Consider the following 15,920-nt stretch of genomic DNA (forward strand, 5'->3'; position numbering starts at 1 on the left):
GGTGACGTGCGTCACATGCCTTCGAGGGCTTCCCGGAAGGGCAGCATCTTGGCGTGCGCCTCGTGGACCTCGGAGTCGGGGTCGGACTCGGCGACCAGGCCGCAGCCGGCGAACAGGCGGGCCGTGCGGCCGTCCACCTGCGCGCAGCGCAGCGCGATGCCGAGCTCGCCGTCGCCGTTGCCGTCGATCCAGCCGACCGGGCCCGCGTAGCGACCCCGGTCCATGCCCTCCAGCTCCGCGATCATCGCGATGGCGTCCGCGCGCGGCGTGCCGCCGACGGCCGCCGTGGGGTGCAGCGCCGCACCCAGCGCGAGCAGCGACGGCGTGCCGCTGAGCGTGCCGATGACGTCGCTGGACAGGTGCGAGACGTTCGGCAGCCGCAGCACCGAAGGGCCTTCCACCGACATCGTCTCGCAGAACGGCCGCAGCGTCTGCACCAGCGACGCCACCGCGTACTCGTGCTCGTCGCGGTTCTTGCCCGACGACAGCAGCGCGGCGGCCAGCTCGTCGTCCGACATGCCGTCGTGCGGCCACGTGGTGCCCGCCAGCACCCGCGAGTCGACCACGGACCCGCTGCGCCGGAGCAGCAGCTCGGGCGTGGCGCCGATCAGGCCGTCCACCGCGTACACCCAGCACTCGGGGTAGCGCCGGGCGAGGCCTTCGAGCACGAACCGGTGGTCGATGTCCACGTCCGCGACCGCGAGCAGGTCGTGCGCGAGCACCACCTTCTCCAGCTCGCCCGCGCGCATCCGCTCGACCGCCGCGCGCACGGCCTCGCGGTACCCGGTGACGGACACCTGCCCGTCGCTGTAGCGCACCTGGGACGGCCTGCGCACCGGCTCGACCCGCCGCTTGCCGACGTCGCCGATCGTGGTCAGCCAGCTGTGCCCGTTGCGGCGGCCGAGCACGACCTCCGGCACCACGAGCACCGAGCGGCCGGGGCGGTCGGAGAACGCCATGCTGACGAACGCCACCGGGCCGGTGCCGGGCACGCCGAGCCGGTCGTCCACGTCGAGGCCGTCGGTGAACTCGCGCCACCAGCGGTCGGCGGCGGCGAACCGGTCCGGCCCCGACACCTCGAACCGGGCCGCCTCACCCCATCCGACCAGGCCGGTTCCGTCCCGCACCCAGCTCAGCGCACCGGTCGGCGCGGGCAGCCTGTCCAGCAGGTCGTCGCCCGCGACGCGCCTGGTGTGCACGCGCAGCCGTTGTCGGGTCCGCGAGGCAGGAGCTGAGGTCACGGCGTCGAGGGTATGGACTCATCGCTGAGATCCGGCGCGGAGGCCGCCCTAGACTCCTCAGTTGTGGTGGACGACGCAGTGCGAACAGGCGCCCGCCCCAAGGTCCGGCTCCTGGTCAGCCGCGCGTTGGGGCTGCTGGGCGCGGTGGTGACGTTGATCGGGGTGATCCTGCTCGCGGCGTGCTGGCGCGACGACCTGATGATCGAGGAGCGGCTGGGCAAGGCGACCGCCGAGGTGGTGTCCGTCTCGTTCCAGCGCACCGTGGTGCGCTTCGCCACACCGGACGGCGCGGTGCACAGCCCGTCGCAGGGCCTGCTGTACCCGGCGGGGCTCGAGCCCGGCCAGTTGGTGCGCATCGAGTACGACACGGCCGACCCCGAGGTGGCGCGGGTCGCCGGGCGCACGGCCGTGCTCGCGCTGCTGCCGATCGGCACGTTCCTGCTCGCCGTGTGGGCGGTGCTGGCGCCGCTGCTCTGGTGGGTGCGCCGCCGCTGGTGACACCGCCCGCGGCACCCTTGTGACAGTCCTGCCCAAAATCGGCCTCCAGGTGTAACATCGCTCTCATGGAGCTGGAGGCACAGTTCGAGCGCACCGTCGCGGCCGGGCAGCGCGTCGAACCGCGCGACTGGATGCCCGACGGTTACCGGAAGACGTTGATCCGGCAGATCGCCCAGCACGCGCACTCCGAGATCATCGGCATGCAGCCCGAGGGCAACTGGATCAGCCGCGCGCCGTCGCTGCGCCGCAAGGCGATCCTGCTGGCCAAGGTCCAGGACGAGGCCGGGCACGGGCTCTACCTGTACGCCGCCACCGAGACCCTGGGCGCGGACCGGGGCGAGCTGACCGAGAAGCTGATCTCGGGCCGGCAGAAGTACTCCTCGATCTTCAACTACCCGACGCTGTCCTACGCCGACGTCGGCGTGATCGGCTGGCTCGTGGACGGCGCCGCGATCTGCAACCAGGTGCCGCTGTGCCGCACGTCCTACGGGCCGTACGCGCGGGCGATGATCCGCATCTGCAAGGAGGAGTCCTTCCACCAGCGGCAGGGCTACGAGCTGCTGATGACGATGATGTCCGGCACCGACGCCCAGCGCGCGATGGTGCAGGAGTCGGTGAACCGCTGGTGGTGGCCCTCGCTGATGATGTTCGGCCCGCCGGACGCCGAGTCGGCCAACACCGAGCAGTCGATGAAGTGGCGGATCAAGCGCAACACCAACGACGAGCTGCGGCAGAAGTTCGTCGACATGACCGTGCCGCAGGCGGAGAAGCTGGGCGTGACGCTGCCCGACCCGGAGCTGCGCTGGAACGCCGAGCGCGGGCACCACGACTTCGGGCAGCCCGACTGGGACGAGTTCTGGCAGGTCGTGGGCGGCAACGGGCCGACCAACGCGCAGCGCGTCGAGCACCGGCGCAAGGCGCACGAGGACGGCGAGTGGGTGCGTGCCGCCGCCGAGGCGCACGCCGCCAAGCACGCGGCGCAGGAAGGTGTGGCATGAGTTCGTCGTGGCCGCTGTGGGAAGTCTTCGTGCGCGGCAAGCGCGGGTTGAACCACGTGCACGTCGGGTCGCTGCACGCGCCGGACGCCGAGATGGCGCTGCGCAACGCGCGTGACGTCTACACCCGGCGCAACGAAGGCGTGTCGATCTGGGTGGTGCCGGCCGCGGCGATCACCGCGTCGTCGCCGGACGAGAAGGACCCGTTCTTCGAGCCCAGCGGGGACAAGGTGTACCGGCACCCGACGTTCTACGAGATCCCCGAGGACGTGCCGCACCTATGAGCTTCGACAACGCCTACGAAGCCCTGATCGACGGCCACGAGGACGCGCACTGGGCGTTCGGCACCGGGTTCGCCGAGCCGTTGGCCGGGGTGGACCGCGAGGTGCCCGACGTCGACCGCGCCGACCTGACCGCCTACTGCCTGATGCTCGGCGACGACGCGCTGGTGATGTCGCAGCGGCTGGCCGAGTGGTGCTCCCGCGCGCCGGAGCTGGAGGAGGACGTCGCGCTGGCCAACATCGCGCTGGACCTGCTCGGCCAGTCCCGGATGCTGCTGACCAGGGCGGGCGAGGTCGAGGGCGCGGGGCGGGACGAGGACGCGCTGGCGTACCTGCGCGACGAGCGCGACTTCCGCAACGTGCACCTGGCCGAGATCGAGTGCGGGCCGTACGCGGGCGGCGACTTCGCCACCACCGTGGCGCGGCTGCTGGTGTTCTCGTCGTGGAAGCTCGCCCAGTACTCGCGGCTGCGCGGCAGCGCGGACCCGGTGCTGGCGGCCGTGGCGGCGAAGGGCCTGAAGGAGCTGGCCTACCACCGCGACCACGCCGCCCAGTGGGTCGTGCGGCTCGGCGACGGCACCGAGGAGTCGCACCGGCGGATGCGGGCGGGCCTGGCGCGGGTGTGGCCGTTCCTGGCCGAGCTGTTCACCGCGCACGCCGTGGAGCTGCGGTTGGCCGGTGTCGCGGTCGACCCGGCCGAGCTGCGGTCCGAAGTGGACGGTGTGCTGGACGCGGTGCTCGCGGCGGCGGGGCTGACGCGGCCCGAGGACGTGCCGGCGGCGCGGGTCAACGGGCTGGCGGGGCGCGACGGCGTGCACACCGAGGCGTTCGGCTACCTGCTGGCCGAGATGCAGCACCTGCACCGGTCGTTGCCGGGTGCGTCGTGGTAGCCCCGGCCGGGACGGGCGCCGCGGTCGAGGTCGCCGCGCGCGTCCGGGACCCGGAGCTGCCGGTGCTGACGCTGGCCGACCTCGGCGTGCTGCGGGACGTGACCGAGTCGGACGGGCGGGTGTCGGTGACGATCACGCCCACCTACTCGGGGTGCCCGGCGATCGACGAGATGGCCGCGGACCTGCGCCGGTCGCTGCTGGCGGCCGGGTACCAGGCGGTGGACGTGCGGCTGTCGCTGTCGCCCGCGTGGACCACGGACTGGATCAGCGAGGACGGCCTGCGCAAGCTGCGGGAGGCGGGCATCGCGCCGCCGTCCCGGCTGGGGCCGCGCGCGGTCGGCCCGGTGCCGCTGAACCTGACGCCGCCGTCACAGCGGGTGCCGTGCCCGCGGTGCGGGTCGGCGCGGACCTCGGAGGTGTCCCGGTTCGGGTCGACGGCGTGCAAGTCGCTGCGCCGGTGCGCCGACTGCGCCGAGCCGTTCGAGCACGTGAAGGAGATCTGATGGCGCGGCCGGTGTTCCACAAGCTGACCGTCTCGTCGGTCGAGCGGTTGTGCTCGGACGCGGTCGCGGTGACGTTCGACGTGCCCGCCCCGCTGGCCGCGGACTTCGCGTTCGCGCCGGGGCAGTACCTGACCCTGCGCGACGGCGACGAGCGGCGGTCCTACTCGATCTGCGCGCCCGCCGGCGGTCCGCTGCGGATCGGGGTGCGGCGGGTGGACGGCGGGCGGTTCTCCACGCTGCTGGTGGACCGGCTCCAGCGCGGCGACGTGCTGGAGGTGCTGCCGCCGCTGGGTGGCTTCACGCCGTCCGGCGGGGCGCACCACGGCCTGGTGGTCGCCGGGTCGGGCATCACGCCCGCGCTGTCGATCGCGGCGTCGGTGCTGGCCGGCGGGGCCCGGGTGACGATGCTGTACGGGAACCGGCGTGCCGACACGGTGATGTTCGCCGACGAGCTGGCGGACCTGAAGGACCGCTACCCGGCGCGGTTCCAGCTGGTGCACGTGCTGTCGCGGGAGCCCCGCGACGTCGAGCTGTTCAGCGGGCGGTTGGACGCGGCGAAGCTGCGGGCGTTGTTCTCGACGGTCGTGCCGTGGGCGGATGTCGACGCGTGGTGGCTGTGCGGGCCGTACGGGATGGTGCGGGACGCGCAGGACGTGCTGGGGTCCCTGGGCGTCCCGCCGGCCGCCGTGCACCACGAGCTGTTCTACGTCGACGAGCCGCCGCCCCCGCCGCGCCGTGCCGAGACGTCCGCCGCGGTCACCGCTTCGGCCACCGTGATCCTGGACGGGCGGAGCACCGAGGTGCCGCTGCCGGCGGACGTGCCGATCCTCGACGCGGCCCAGCGGGTGCGCGCCGACCTGCCGTTCGCGTGCAAGGGCGGTGTGTGCGGGACGTGCCGCGCGCTGGTCGTGTCCGGTGAGGTGGAGATGCGGCGGAACTACGCGCTGGAGCCGCGCGAGGTGGCGGCCGGTTTCGTGCTGACCTGCCAGTCGGTCGCCGTGACTCCGGCCGTTACCGTGGATTACGACGCCTGATCTGGCACATTGGGCGCATGGGACGTTCGGCGCTCTGGGGACTGGTCATCGGCACGCTGCTGATGTCGGCCCTGCTGATGTCCGGCTTGGCCCTGTCGTCGCCCGACGACGCGACCGCGACGTCGATCGTGGCGACCCTGATCGCGTCCGGGATGATGGGCGTGGTGATGGGCGGCGTGCCGGGCACGCTGGTGGGCCTCGTCGTGGGAGCCATCCGCAACCGCTCGCGCCCGCCGGCCCTGCCCCCGCGCCCACCGACGCTGCTCCCACCGCTGCCCCCGCTGCCACCGGTGAACGACCGCTGGGCCGCCATGGTGGGCCGCTGCGAGCTGTCCGTGCGCCGCGTGGCCGCCGCCGTGACCACCGTGCCGCCGTCACCGGCCCGGGCGTGGCTGGAGCGGATCGTCGCCCAGTTCGCCGCCGAGCTGCCGGACGTGCGCCGGATCGCCGACCTGGGCCGCGCCCTGGGCGCCGACCAGGCCCACCCGGTGGCCGCCCGCCTGAACACCGCCGTGCACGACTTCACCTCGTTCGAGGACGAGGTGGGCCGCGTGGCCCTCCAACTGCTGAACCAGACCTCCCTGGACGCGGTCCGCACCCACCTGGAAGTCCTGGAACAACAACTACCCCACCTGGGCAAGAGCTAGCCCGGCCGCCGTCACCGCGCTCGACGGCCTAACGGGACGTGGACGCCGCCTGCCACCACGCCAGGACTTCCTCCGCCACCTCCGGCACGGCCACCAGCAGGCCGTCCACCGGCAGCGGGTCGTCCTCGCCCCTGCGGTCCAGCACGGCGGCGCCCGACTCGACGGCCAGGGCGACCGCGCCCGCCACGTCCCACTCGTGGTAGCTGTCCAGGACGGCGGCGGCGGCGTGGCCGAGGGCCACCTGGGCGACGGCCAGGGCCTTCGAGCCCAGCACCCGCACGCCCGTGCCCGCCAGCGCGGCCCGGGAGATGAACCCGCCCATCCCCGGCCACGGACCGGTCCGCGTCATCTCCGTGCACACGATGGAGCTCACCGCCTGGTCACCGAGCCGCACCGGCGTGCCGTTGGCCCGCATGCCGCGCCCCCGCGCCGCCGCGTAGATCTGCGCCCGGTACGGGTCCGCGACCACGCCGACCACCGGACCCCACCGGTCGACCAGCGCCAGGCTGTACGCGCACCAGGGCACCCCGGCGACGTAGTTCGCGGTCCCGTCGACCGGGTCGACCACCCAGCGGAACTCCGCGTCGCTCGCCACGTCGGTGTCGCTGTCCTCGCAGAACACCGGGATGTGCGGGAACTCGGCCGTCAGCACCCGCCGCGTGTGCCGCTCCAACGTCCGGTCGGTGTCGGTCACCCAGTCGAACGGCGACGCCTCGTCGTCGGGCCGCGCGCCCCGCCCGGCGGTCGCCATGATCACGTCCGACGCGTCGTTGGCGAGTCGGCCCGCTATCTCCAGCGCGATCGACACCAGGCCGGGATCGACGGGCTGCGCGGGCCGGGACGACAAGACGGTCATGCCGACCTAGTGTCACCGCACGGAGTGACCGCGCCACGTACTCCAGGTGAACCCGGGGCCAACGTCGTCGGCGACGCGAGGTGTTCGGCGGGCGTTCGCGGAGGTGTCACGCCGCCGTGTCCTGCGCACCGCAGGGTGACCGGCGTGCGCGTAGCGATCGTCACCGAGAGCTTCCTGCCCCGGGTCAACGGGGTCACCAACTCGGTGCTGCGGATACTCGACCACCTCGGAGCGCGCGGCCACCAGGCGTTGGTGGTGGCGCCCGGCGCGGGCGAGGACCACCACCTCGGCACGCCGGTCGTGCGCGTCCCGGCGGTGGACCTGCCGGGGCTCAGCTCGCTGCCCGTCGGGGTGCCCACGCGCAAGGTCCTGACCGCGTTGGCCGACTTCCGGCCGGACGTCGTGCACCTGGCGAGCCCGTTCGTGATGGGCGCGCGGGGCCTGTCCGCCGCACGCAGGCTGGGCGTCCCGACCGTCGCGGTCTACCAGACCGACGTCGCCGGGTTCGCCGGCCACTACGGCCTCGGCCTCACCGCCAACGCCGCCTGGCGGTGGACGCGCCGGCTGCACGCGCGGGCCGACCGCACGCTCGCGCCGTCGACGTGGGCCGCGGACGCGCTCCGGGAGCACGGCGTGCCGCGCGTGCACCGGTGGGGACGCGGCGTGGACGTCGAGCTGTTCCACCCGTCCCGGCGGGACGACGCGTGGCGGGCCTCGCTGGCGCCGCGCGGCGAACTGCTCGTCGGGTACGTCGGCAGGCTCTCGCCGGAGAAGCGGGTGGACCGGCTCGCCGCGCTCGCCGACCTGCCCGGCGTGCGGCTGGTGGTGGTCGGCGAGGGGCCGGAGGAGGCGCGGTTGCGGCACGACCTGCCGGGTGCGGCGTTCCTCGGGTTCAAGAGCGGCGCCGACCTGGCCACCGCGTACGCGAGCCTGGACGTGTTCGTGCACACGGGCCCGCACGAGACGTTCTGCCAGGCCGTGCAGGAGGCGTTGGCCAGCGGTGTGCCGGTGGTCGCGCCGGACGCGGGCGGGCCGCGTGACCTGGTGCGACCCGGCACCGGCTACCTCTTCGCCGACGACGCGCAGCTCAGGCGGGCCGTGCTGGAGCTGGGCGACCCGCCGCGCCGCCGCCGGTACGGGCAGGCCGCCCGGCGGTCGGTGCGCGGGCGCACGTGGTCGGCCGTGTGCGACGAGCTGCTCGGCCACTACGCGGCCGTGCTGGACGTGCCGGAGCGCTGCACCGCATGACGATCGGGCAAGCATGAAAATCGTGCAGCTGGCCAACTTCTACGGCCCGCGCTCCGGCGGGTTGCGCACGGCGTTGCACCACCTCGGCGGCGGTTACGCGGCGAACGGGCACCAGGTGACGCTGGTCGTGCCGGGCGCCGCGCACGCCGACGAGGAGCTGTCGCCGGGCGTGCGGCGGGTGACGTTGCCCGCGCCGCGCATCCCGGGCACCGGCGGGTACCGGGCGGTGGACCCGTGGCGCGTGCGGGCGCTGCTCGACCACCTGGCGCCCGACCGGCTGGAGGTGTCGGACCGGCTCACGTTGCGCGGGATGGGCCGGTGGGCGGCCGAGCGCGGCGTGCCGAGCGTGGTGATCTCGCACGAGCGGCTGGACCGGCTGCTGGAGCAGTTCCTGCTGCCCACGCCGGTGGCGCGGTGGGCCGCGGACCGGGCGAACGCGCGGATGGCCGCCTCCTACGACACGGTGGTGTGCACGACGGAGTTCGCGCGGGAGGAGTTCGACCGGATCGGCGCGCGCAACGTGGCCCGGGTGCCGCTGGGGGTGGACCTGCGCACGTTCACCCCGGCCCGGCACGACCGGTCGTTGCGGGCTGAGCTGGCGCGGGGCGCCGACGCGCTGCTCGTGCACTGCGGGCGGTTGTCGGCGGAGAAGCACGTCGAGCGCAGCGTCGACACCGCGGCCGAGCTGCACGCGGCCGGGGTCGACGTGCGGCTGGTGATCGCCGGTGACGGTCCGCGCCGCGAGGCGTTGCGACGCCGTGCCGCGGGGCTGCCGGTCACGTTCCTGGGCTTCGTCGACCAGCGCGCCGACGTCGCCGACCTGCTGGCCGCGGCCGACGTGTCGCTGGCGCCGGGCCCGCACGAGACGTTCGGCCTGGCCGCGCTGGAGGCCCTGGCTTCGGGCACGCCGGTCGTCGTGTCGGCGTCGTCCGCCCTGCGCGAGATCGTCCGCCCCGGCTGCGGGGCCGCCGTGCCGGACCACGCGCCCGCGTTCGCCGGCGCCGTCACGGCACTGCTGGACCACCCCGAGCCGACCCGCCGCCGCGCCGCCCGGGCCCGCGCCGAGGAGTACCCCTGGCAAGCCGCCGTGACCGGCATGCTGACCGCCCTCCGCGCCACCTGACCTCGAGAGTCCAACCTCCACCCCGCGCGAGTCCTACGTTCGGAACGCGCGTGTCCTACGTTCGGAACACCCGAATTCAACGCTCAGCACGTCGGCCGGCTGTGCTGAGCGTTCAACTCGGGGTGCGTGAACGTAGGACACGCGCGTTCCGAATGTTGGACACGCGCGACGGGAAGGTTGGACTCTCGAGGCGTGGAGGTAGGACTCTCGCGCGGGTGGTGGGGGCGTCACTTAGGCTTCCGGCATGGCGCGTGCAGGTCTGGACAAGAACCCCCGCGAGGTCGCCGAGATGTTCGACGGCGTGGCCAAGGGCTATGACCGGACGAACTCGGTCATGACCCTGGGGTTCGACCGGCGCTGGCGGGAGTGGAGCAGGCGGGTCCTGGACGCCAAGCCCGGCGAGAAGGTGCTCGACCTCGCCGCCGGCACGGCGGTGTCCACGGTGGAGTACGCGGCGTCGGGCGCGTGGTGCGTGGCGGCCGACTTCTCGCTCGGCATGCTCCTGGGCGGCGCGCACCGGCCGGTGCCGAAGGTGGCCGCCGACGCCCTGCGCCTGCCGTTCGCCGACGACTCCTTCGACGCGGTCACCGTCTCCTTCGGCCTGCGCAACTTCAACGACACCGAGGCCGCGCTGCGCGAGATGGCACGGGTTGTCAAGCCCGGCGGACGGCTCGTGGTGTGCGAGGTCTCCACGCCGACGTTCCGCCCGTTCCGCTTCGTCTACATGCGCCACCTGCTGCGCGTCCTGCCGCTCATCGCCCGTTTCGTCTCCTCCAACCCGGAGGCCTACAAGTACCTCGCCGAGTCGATGCGCACGTGGCCCGACCAGCGCGCGCTCGGCGAGGTCGTGGCCCGCGCCGGCTGGGAGGACGTCGCCTGGATGAACCTCACCGGCGGCATGGTCGCGCTGCACCGGGGCACCAAGCCCGCGCCGCCCGAGCCCGCGTAGCCGTCGGGAGGTCCCCGTAGCGGTCGAGCGCGCAAAGCCCTCAGCAACGCGCAAGTAGACTCGCCCTGGACTTTGTGAACACGGGCACAAGGAGCGGGGATGACGACTCCCAGCCGCCGCAAGGCAGGCGAGGACGCCGAGGTGATCGTGGTCGGGGCGGGGCCCGCGGGCTCCACCGCGGCCACCTACCTGGCACGCGCGGGCCTGGACGTGGTGCTGCTGGAGAAGAGCACCTTCCCGCGAGAGAAGGTGTGCGGCGACGGCCTGACCCCGCGCGGGGTCAAGCAGCTGATCGACCTGGGCATCGACACCCGGGAGGAAGCCGGCTGGCTGCACAACCGCGGCCTGCGCGTGGTCGGCGGCGGCGTCACGCTGGAGCTCGACTGGCCCGAGCTGGCCACGTTCCCGCCCTACGGCCTGGTGCGCCCCCGGCAGGACTTCGACGAGATGCTGGCGAACACCGCCGTCGCGGCGGGCGCCCGGATGCACGAGCAGACCACGGTCACCGGCGCCGTCGTGGAGAACGGCCGGGTCGTCGGCGTCACGGCCAAGCAGGGCCCGGACAAGGCGCCGGTCACCTACCGGGCCCCGATCGTCCTGGCCTGCGACGGCGTGAGCGCCCGCCTCGCCCTCAGCGTCGGCATCCAGAAGGACGACGCCAAGCCGATGGGCGTCGCGGTCCGCCGCTACTACGCCAGCCCCCGCACCAAGGACGACTACCTGGAGTCGCACCTGGAGCTGTGGGACCGCGCGAACGACGTCCTGCTGCCCGGTTACGGCTGGATCTTCGGCATGGGCGACGGCACGGTGAACGTCGGCCTCGGCATCCTCAGCACCTCGAAGGCCTACGGCACCACGGACTACCGCGCGCTGCTCAAGAGCTGGCTCGACGGCACCCCGGAGGAGTGGGGTTTCCGCGAGGAGAACGCCACGGGCAAGATCGGCGGCGCGGCCCTGCCGATGGGCTTGAACCGCAAGCCCCACTACCGCGACGGCCTGCTGCTCGTCGGCGACGCGGGCGGCATGGTCAACCCGTTCAACGGCGAGGGCATCGGCTACGCGATGGAGTCGGCGCGGATCGCCGCCGAGACCGTGGTGCAGGCGCTGGCCCGCCAGGGCGCGAGCCGTGAACGCGCGCTGCACGGCTACCCGGTGCGCATCGAACAGGCCCTGGGCAGCTACTACCGGCTCGGCAACGTCTTCAGCAAGCTCATCGGCAACCCCACCGTCATGCGCACCGCGACCAAGTACGGGCTGCCGCGCAAGACCCTGATGAAGCTGGTCCTGAAGCTGCTCGCGGGTCTTTACGACCCCAAGGACGGCGACTCGTTCGACCGCGTCATCACCGCGGCCACGAAACTCGCCCCAACGGCCTAACGGGCCTTCCGCTCATCGACGCAGCGCCGACTTGAGAGTCGGCGCTGTGTCGTTTTCGGTGTGCTCCCGTTCACGGACGGGCCGGCCAACTGTTGATCTGCACCGTGAAAGTGCAGGTCAGCGCATAGGTCGGGGGTGCCCGTCACGCCTCTGTGTGACGTTCTACACTGACCCTCAGGTCTTGTGAATCAGTTCACAACCGGCTGAGATGGCTTGTGAAGTGTTTCACAAGCGACCTGCGGATTGTTAGGCGCGCCTAACCTCCGGAGGCCGCAAGAACACCCTTTAGGGTGCGCAACGGTCGGCGGTGCACCACCACCGCGACGCGAGGAAAGGACGACGGAGAGTGCTGGACCCTTACCTCCCCCTCGTATTGATGTTCGTCCTCGCCGGGGCCTTCGCGCTGTTCTCGGTGACGGCCGCGCCGTACATCGGTCCCCGCCGCTACAACCGCGCGAAGCTCGACGCCTACGAGTGCGGCATCGAGCCGTCGCCGCAACCGGTGGTGGGCGGTGGCCGCATGCCGGTCGCCTACTACCTGACGGCGATGCTGTTCATCCTGTTCGACATCGAAATGGTGTTCCTCTACCCCTTCGCGGTCTCCGCGGACCGGCTCGGCCTGTTCGGCCTGGTGGAGATCGCCCTGTTCGTCGCGACGGTCGGCTTCGCGTACGCCTACGTGTGGCGTCGCGGCGGCCTGGACTGGAACTGAGGGGGAACCAGTGGGTCTCGAAGAGAAGCTCCCGAACGGCATCCTGCTCGCCAGCGTGGAGAAGCTGGTCAACTGGACCCGCAAGTCCTCGCTGTGGCCCGCCACCTTCGGCCTGGCGTGCTGCGCGATCGAGATGATGACCACCGGCGGTCCGCGCTACGACCTCGCGCGGTTCGGCATGGAGGTCTTCCGCGCCTCGCCGCGCCAGGCCGACCTGATGATCGTCGCGGGCCGGGTGACCAACAAGATGGCGCCGGTGCTGCGGCAGATCTACGACCAGATGCCCGAGCCGCGCTGGGTGCTCGCCATGGGCGTCTGCGCCTCCAGCGGCGGCATGTTCAACAACTACGCGGTCGTGCAGGGCGTGGACCACGTCGTGCCGGTCGACATGTACCTGCCGGGCTGCCCGCCGCGGCCGGAGATGCTGATCGACGCGATCCTCAAGATCCACGCGAAGATCATGGACGAACCGCTCGGGGCGAACCGCGCCGCGCTGCTGGCCGAGTCGGGCCACCAGACGGCGATCATCCCGTCCTCCGAGCGCTTTGCGAAGAAGTGAGCGGCAATGCCAAATGACACCGGTGCTGACGACAACAACGCCAAGGACGAGGTCGCCGAGACCCCCGGCGCCGGCACCCCGGGCAACGACGAGGCGCTGAGCTCGGCGAGCATGGACCAAGAGCAGCACGAGGAGCACCTCGCGCGCGGCGGCATGGTCGCGGGCAAGGCGCGCCAGGGCATGTTCGGCATCTCCGGCACCGGCGACACGTCCGGCTTCGGCGGCCTGCGGCTGCCCGCCCACGTCGCCGCGCCGTCCGAGCGGCCCTACGGCGGCTGGTTCGACGAGGTCGCCGACGAGCTGCTGGCCGCGATGCGGGAGCAGGGCCTGCCGGCCGACACGGTCCAGCAGATCACCGTCGACCGCGGCGAGATCACCTTCTTCCTGCGCCGCGAGCGGCTGGTGGACGTGGCGCGCATCCTGCGCGACGACCCGGCGCTGCGGTTCGAGCTGTGCAGCTCGGTGTCCGGCGTCGACTACGGCGTCGACGCGCCGCAGCGGCTGCACTCGGTCTACCACCTGACGTCGATGACCTACCGCCGGCGCATCCGGCTGGAGGTCGCGGTCGACGTGGACGACGCGCACATCCCCAGCGTGGTCTCGGTCTACCCGACCGCGGACTGGCAGGAGCGCGAGGCCTGGGACATGTTCGGCATCGTCTACGACGGCCACCCGGGCCTGACCCGGATCCTCATGCCGGACGACTGGGACGGCCACCCGCAGCGCAAGGACTACCCGCTCGGCGGCATCCCGGTGGAGTACAAGGGCGCGGAGATCCCCCCGCCAGACCAGAGGCGGTCCTACTCATGACCGAGCGACTTTCCGACGTGACCACCGGCACCGACACCAGTGCCGCGGGCCGCGACAGCGAAGCCCCCGACAGCGAAGCCCTCGACACCGGCCGCACCACGCCGGACGCCGACGCGTACGCGGGCTCGCGCCAGACGACCGAGGGCACCGTCTACACGGTGACCGGCGGCGACTGGGACGAGGTGCTGGCCGAGGCCGCGGGTGACGAGCGCATCGTCATGAACCTGGGCCCGCAGCACCCCTCCACGCACGGCGTGCTGCGCCTGGTGCTGGAGCTGGAGGGCGAGACCGTCACCCAGGCCCGCAGCGTCATCGGCTACCTGCACACCGGCATCGAGAAGAACGTCGAGTACCGCAACTGGACCCAGGGCGTCACGTTCGTGACGCGCATGGACTACCTGGCCCCGCTGCACAACGAGGCCGCGTACTGCATGGCGGTCGAGAAGCTGCTCGGCATCACCGTCCCGCAGCGGGCGCAGACGATCCGCGTGCTGCTCATGGAGCTCAACCGGATCAGCTCGCACCTGGTGGCGCTGGCCACCGGCGGCATGGAGCTGGGCGCGCTGACCGGCATGACCGCGGGCTTCCGCGAGCGCGAAGAGGTCCTGCACCTGCTGGAGTTCCTCACGGGTCTGCGGATGAACCACGCGTTCATCCGGCCCGGCGGCCTGGCGCAGGACCTGCCCGAGGGCGCCGAGCAGAAGATCAAGGACTTCATCAAGGTGATGGACTCCCGGCTGCCGGACTACGATAAGCTGCTGTCGGGCCAGCCGATCTGGCGCAACCGCCTCGCGGGCGTCGGCTACCTGCCGGTGGACGCGTGCCTCGCGCTGGGCATCACCGGCCCGATCCTGCGCTCCGCGGGCCTGCCGTGGGACCTGCGCAAGGTCGACCCCTACTGCGGCTACGAGAACTACGAGTTCGACGTGCCCACGTCGAACGCCGCCGACTCCTACGCCCGCTACCTGCTGCGGCTGGAGGAGATGCACCAGTCGCTGCGGATCGTCCGGCAGGCCGTGGACAACCTGACGCCCGGCCCGGTCATGGTGGCCGACGCCAAGGTGGCGTGGCCCGCGCAGCTGACCATCGGCGCGGACGGCATGGGCAACTCGCTGGAGCACGTCCGCAAGATCATGGGCCAGTCCATGGAGTCCTTGATCCACCACTTCAAGCTGGTGACCGAGGGCTTCGCGGTGCCGGCGGGCCAGGTGTACGTGCCGATCGAGTCGCCGCGCGGCGAGCTGGGCTACCACGTGGTCTCCGACGGCGGCACCCGGCCGATGCGCGTGCACGTGCGCGAACCCAGCTTCGTGAACCTCCAGTCGATGCCCGCGATGTGCGAGGGCGGCATGGTCGCCGACGTCATCGCGTCGGTGGCCTCTATCGACCCGGTGATGGGTGGTTGTGACCGATGAGCACTTCCGAAGAGGTCTACGCGGCCTCGCCGCTGGACCCCGGCCAGACGCAGCGGCTGGTGACCGAGAACGCGGTCGACACCAGCGTGTTCGACCAGTCCACCGTCGACCGGGCGCAGGCGATCATCGCGCGCTACCCGCAGCCGCGCTCGGCGCTGCTGCCGATGCTGCACCTGGTGCAGTCGGTCGAGGGCTACGTCAGCCAGGCGGGCATCACCTTCTGCGCCGGTCAGCTCGACCTGACCAACGCCGAGGTCAGCGCGGTCGCGACGTTCTACACCATGTACAAGCGCCGCCCGTGCGGCGAGCACCTGGTGAGCGTCTGCACGAACACGCTGTGCGCCGCGCTCGGCGGTGACGCCATCTACGCCAAGCTCAAGGACCACCTGGACGTCGGCCACGAGGGGACCGCGGGCGAGCCGGGCACGCCGGGCTCGATCACGCTGGAGCACGCCGAGTGCCTGGCGGCCTGCGACCTCGGCCCGGTGCTCCAGGTCAACTACGAGTACTTCGACAACCAGACGCCGGACGGCGCGCTGGAGCTGGTGAAGTCCTTGCAGTCGGGTGAGAAGCCGCACCCGACGCGCGGCGCGCCGCTGACCGACTTCCGCCAGGCCGAGCTGCAGCTGGCCGGGTTCTTCGAGGGCCGGGACGCGGACCTGGACGGCCCGTCGGCCGCGCCGGAGACGGTTCGCGGGGCCAAGATCGCCGCGGAGCGCGGCTGGACCGCGCCGGCCATGCCGGACAACGCGGAGTTCCCGCCGCTGCCGGAGAAGAAGTAG

18 protein-coding genes are annotated in these 15,920 nt (G+C 72.4%); 16 read left to right on the plus strand and 2 right to left on the minus strand.

Annotated features, from left to right (window positions below; translation table 11 throughout):
• Positions 1–11 precede the first annotated feature (11 nt).
• Positions 12–1,241 carry an isochorismate synthase gene (locus tag EDD40_RS25565; RefSeq protein WP_123745189.1) on the minus strand — a complete coding sequence of 410 codons (1,230 nt, stop codon included), beginning with the start codon at positions 1,239–1,241 and terminating at the stop codon, positions 12–14.
• A 12-nt stretch (positions 1,242–1,253) separates the two neighbouring features.
• Here EDD40_RS25565 and EDD40_RS25570 point away from each other — a divergent pair, with 12 nt between their 5' ends.
• From EDD40_RS25570 to EDD40_RS25600, 7 genes are all read left to right on the plus strand, one after another.
• The gene (locus tag EDD40_RS25570) at positions 1,254–1,739 is read left to right on the plus strand and encodes a DUF3592 domain-containing protein (RefSeq protein WP_123745190.1); all 486 of its coding nucleotides are present in this window, start codon (positions 1,254–1,256) and stop codon (positions 1,737–1,739) included.
• Between the two features lie 65 nt (positions 1,740–1,804).
• Positions 1,805–2,737, plus strand: a complete 933-nt coding sequence (gene paaA, locus EDD40_RS25575; protein ID WP_123745191.1) for a 1,2-phenylacetyl-CoA epoxidase subunit PaaA — start codon at positions 1,805–1,807, stop codon at positions 2,735–2,737.
• Entirely contained in the window at positions 2,734–3,018 is a 285-nt protein-coding gene (paaB, locus tag EDD40_RS25580; protein WP_077010962.1) for a 1,2-phenylacetyl-CoA epoxidase subunit PaaB, read from the plus strand. The genes paaA and paaB overlap by 4 nt, the downstream gene beginning before the upstream one ends.
• The gene (gene paaC, locus EDD40_RS25585; protein WP_123745192.1) at positions 3,015–3,905 is read left to right on the plus strand and encodes a 1,2-phenylacetyl-CoA epoxidase subunit PaaC; all 891 of its coding nucleotides are present in this window, start codon (positions 3,015–3,017) and stop codon (positions 3,903–3,905) included. The genes paaB and paaC overlap by 4 nt, the downstream gene beginning before the upstream one ends.
• A complete protein-coding gene (gene paaD / locus EDD40_RS25590) occupies positions 3,899–4,408 on the plus strand; it encodes a 1,2-phenylacetyl-CoA epoxidase subunit PaaD (RefSeq protein WP_123745193.1) in 510 nt (169 codons plus the stop codon). The genes paaC and paaD overlap by 7 nt, the downstream gene beginning before the upstream one ends.
• Positions 4,408–5,442 (plus strand): 1,2-phenylacetyl-CoA epoxidase subunit PaaE, encoded by a 1,035-nt coding sequence (gene paaE, locus EDD40_RS25595; RefSeq protein ID WP_123745194.1) that lies wholly within the window; start codon positions 4,408–4,410, stop codon positions 5,440–5,442. Before paaD ends, paaE begins: the two co-directional genes overlap by 1 nt.
• A gap of 17 nt (positions 5,443–5,459) precedes the next feature.
• On the plus strand, positions 5,460–6,089 hold the full coding sequence (locus EDD40_RS25600) for a hypothetical protein (protein ID WP_123745195.1): 630 nt from the start codon (positions 5,460–5,462) through the stop codon (positions 6,087–6,089).
• 28 nt (positions 6,090–6,117) lie between these two features.
• Here the strand turns inward: EDD40_RS25600 and EDD40_RS25605 are convergent, their stop codons facing one another.
• Positions 6,118–6,945 (minus strand): inositol monophosphatase family protein, encoded by an 828-nt coding sequence (locus EDD40_RS25605; RefSeq protein WP_123745196.1) that lies wholly within the window; start codon positions 6,943–6,945, stop codon positions 6,118–6,120.
• A 144-nt stretch (positions 6,946–7,089) separates the two neighbouring features.
• On the opposite strand from EDD40_RS25605, the gene EDD40_RS25610 reads away from it, so the two are divergent.
• From EDD40_RS25610 to nuoE, 9 genes are all read left to right on the plus strand, one after another.
• Positions 7,090–8,193, plus strand: coding sequence for a glycosyltransferase family 4 protein (locus tag EDD40_RS25610; RefSeq protein WP_211348239.1), 1,104 nt, complete (start codon positions 7,090–7,092; stop codon positions 8,191–8,193).
• 13 nt (positions 8,194–8,206) lie between these two features.
• Positions 8,207–9,316, plus strand: a complete 1,110-nt coding sequence (locus EDD40_RS25615) for a glycosyltransferase (protein WP_123745198.1) — start codon at positions 8,207–8,209, stop codon at positions 9,314–9,316.
• 244 nt (positions 9,317–9,560) lie between these two features.
• Positions 9,561–10,265 (plus strand): demethylmenaquinone methyltransferase, encoded by a 705-nt coding sequence (locus tag EDD40_RS25620; RefSeq protein WP_123745199.1) that lies wholly within the window; start codon positions 9,561–9,563, stop codon positions 10,263–10,265.
• Positions 10,266–10,364: 99 nt separating this feature from the next.
• The gene (locus EDD40_RS25625; RefSeq protein WP_123745200.1) at positions 10,365–11,642 is read left to right on the plus strand and encodes a geranylgeranyl reductase family protein; all 1,278 of its coding nucleotides are present in this window, start codon (positions 10,365–10,367) and stop codon (positions 11,640–11,642) included.
• A 346-nt stretch (positions 11,643–11,988) separates the two neighbouring features.
• A complete protein-coding gene (locus tag EDD40_RS25630) occupies positions 11,989–12,354 on the plus strand; it encodes an NADH-quinone oxidoreductase subunit A (protein WP_053715312.1) in 366 nt (121 codons plus the stop codon).
• 10 nt (positions 12,355–12,364) lie between these two features.
• Entirely contained in the window at positions 12,365–12,913 is a 549-nt protein-coding gene (locus tag EDD40_RS25635) for a NuoB/complex I 20 kDa subunit family protein (RefSeq protein WP_123745201.1), read from the plus strand.
• A gap of 111 nt (positions 12,914–13,024) precedes the next feature.
• Positions 13,025–13,723, plus strand: a complete 699-nt coding sequence (locus tag EDD40_RS25640) for an NADH-quinone oxidoreductase subunit C (RefSeq protein ID WP_236595258.1) — start codon at positions 13,025–13,027, stop codon at positions 13,721–13,723.
• Positions 13,720–15,138 (plus strand): NADH-quinone oxidoreductase subunit D, encoded by a 1,419-nt coding sequence (locus EDD40_RS25645; RefSeq protein ID WP_123745203.1) that lies wholly within the window; start codon positions 13,720–13,722, stop codon positions 15,136–15,138. Before EDD40_RS25640 ends, EDD40_RS25645 begins: the two co-directional genes overlap by 4 nt.
• Complete coding sequence (nuoE, locus tag EDD40_RS25650; protein WP_123745204.1) at positions 15,135–15,920, plus strand: NADH-quinone oxidoreductase subunit NuoE; 786 nt, start codon at positions 15,135–15,137, stop codon at positions 15,918–15,920. Before EDD40_RS25645 ends, nuoE begins: the two co-directional genes overlap by 4 nt.

This window comes from Saccharothrix texasensis, assembly GCF_003752005.1.
Taxonomy (GTDB): domain Bacteria; phylum Actinomycetota; class Actinomycetes; order Mycobacteriales; family Pseudonocardiaceae; genus Actinosynnema; species Actinosynnema texasense.

Coding starts and splice junctions, on each gene's coding strand:
- EDD40_RS25570 (WP_123745190.1), top strand. CDS start 1,254: ATGGACTCATCGCTGAGATCCGGCGCGGAGGCCGCCCTAGACTCCTCA.
- paaA (WP_123745191.1), top strand. CDS start 1,805: ATGGAGCTGGAGGCACAGTTCGAGCGCACCGTCGCGGCCGGGCAGCGC.
- paaB (WP_077010962.1), top strand. CDS start 2,734: ATGAGTTCGTCGTGGCCGCTGTGGGAAGTCTTCGTGCGCGGCAAGCGC.
- paaC (WP_123745192.1), top strand. CDS start 3,015: ATGAGCTTCGACAACGCCTACGAAGCCCTGATCGACGGCCACGAGGAC.
- paaE (WP_123745194.1), top strand. CDS start 4,408: ATGGCGCGGCCGGTGTTCCACAAGCTGACCGTCTCGTCGGTCGAGCGG.
- EDD40_RS25600 (WP_123745195.1), top strand. CDS start 5,460: ATGGGACGTTCGGCGCTCTGGGGACTGGTCATCGGCACGCTGCTGATG.
- EDD40_RS25605 (WP_123745196.1), bottom strand. CDS start 6,945: ATGACCGTCTTGTCGTCCCGGCCCGCGCAGCCCGTCGATCCCGGCCTG.
- EDD40_RS25615 (WP_123745198.1), top strand. CDS start 8,207: ATGAAAATCGTGCAGCTGGCCAACTTCTACGGCCCGCGCTCCGGCGGG.
- EDD40_RS25620 (WP_123745199.1), top strand. CDS start 9,561: ATGGCGCGTGCAGGTCTGGACAAGAACCCCCGCGAGGTCGCCGAGATG.
- EDD40_RS25625 (WP_123745200.1), top strand. CDS start 10,365: ATGACGACTCCCAGCCGCCGCAAGGCAGGCGAGGACGCCGAGGTGATC.
- EDD40_RS25640 (WP_236595258.1), top strand. CDS start 13,025: ATGGACCAAGAGCAGCACGAGGAGCACCTCGCGCGCGGCGGCATGGTC.
- EDD40_RS25645 (WP_123745203.1), top strand. CDS start 13,720: ATGACCGAGCGACTTTCCGACGTGACCACCGGCACCGACACCAGTGCC.
- nuoE (WP_123745204.1), top strand. CDS start 15,135: ATGAGCACTTCCGAAGAGGTCTACGCGGCCTCGCCGCTGGACCCCGGC.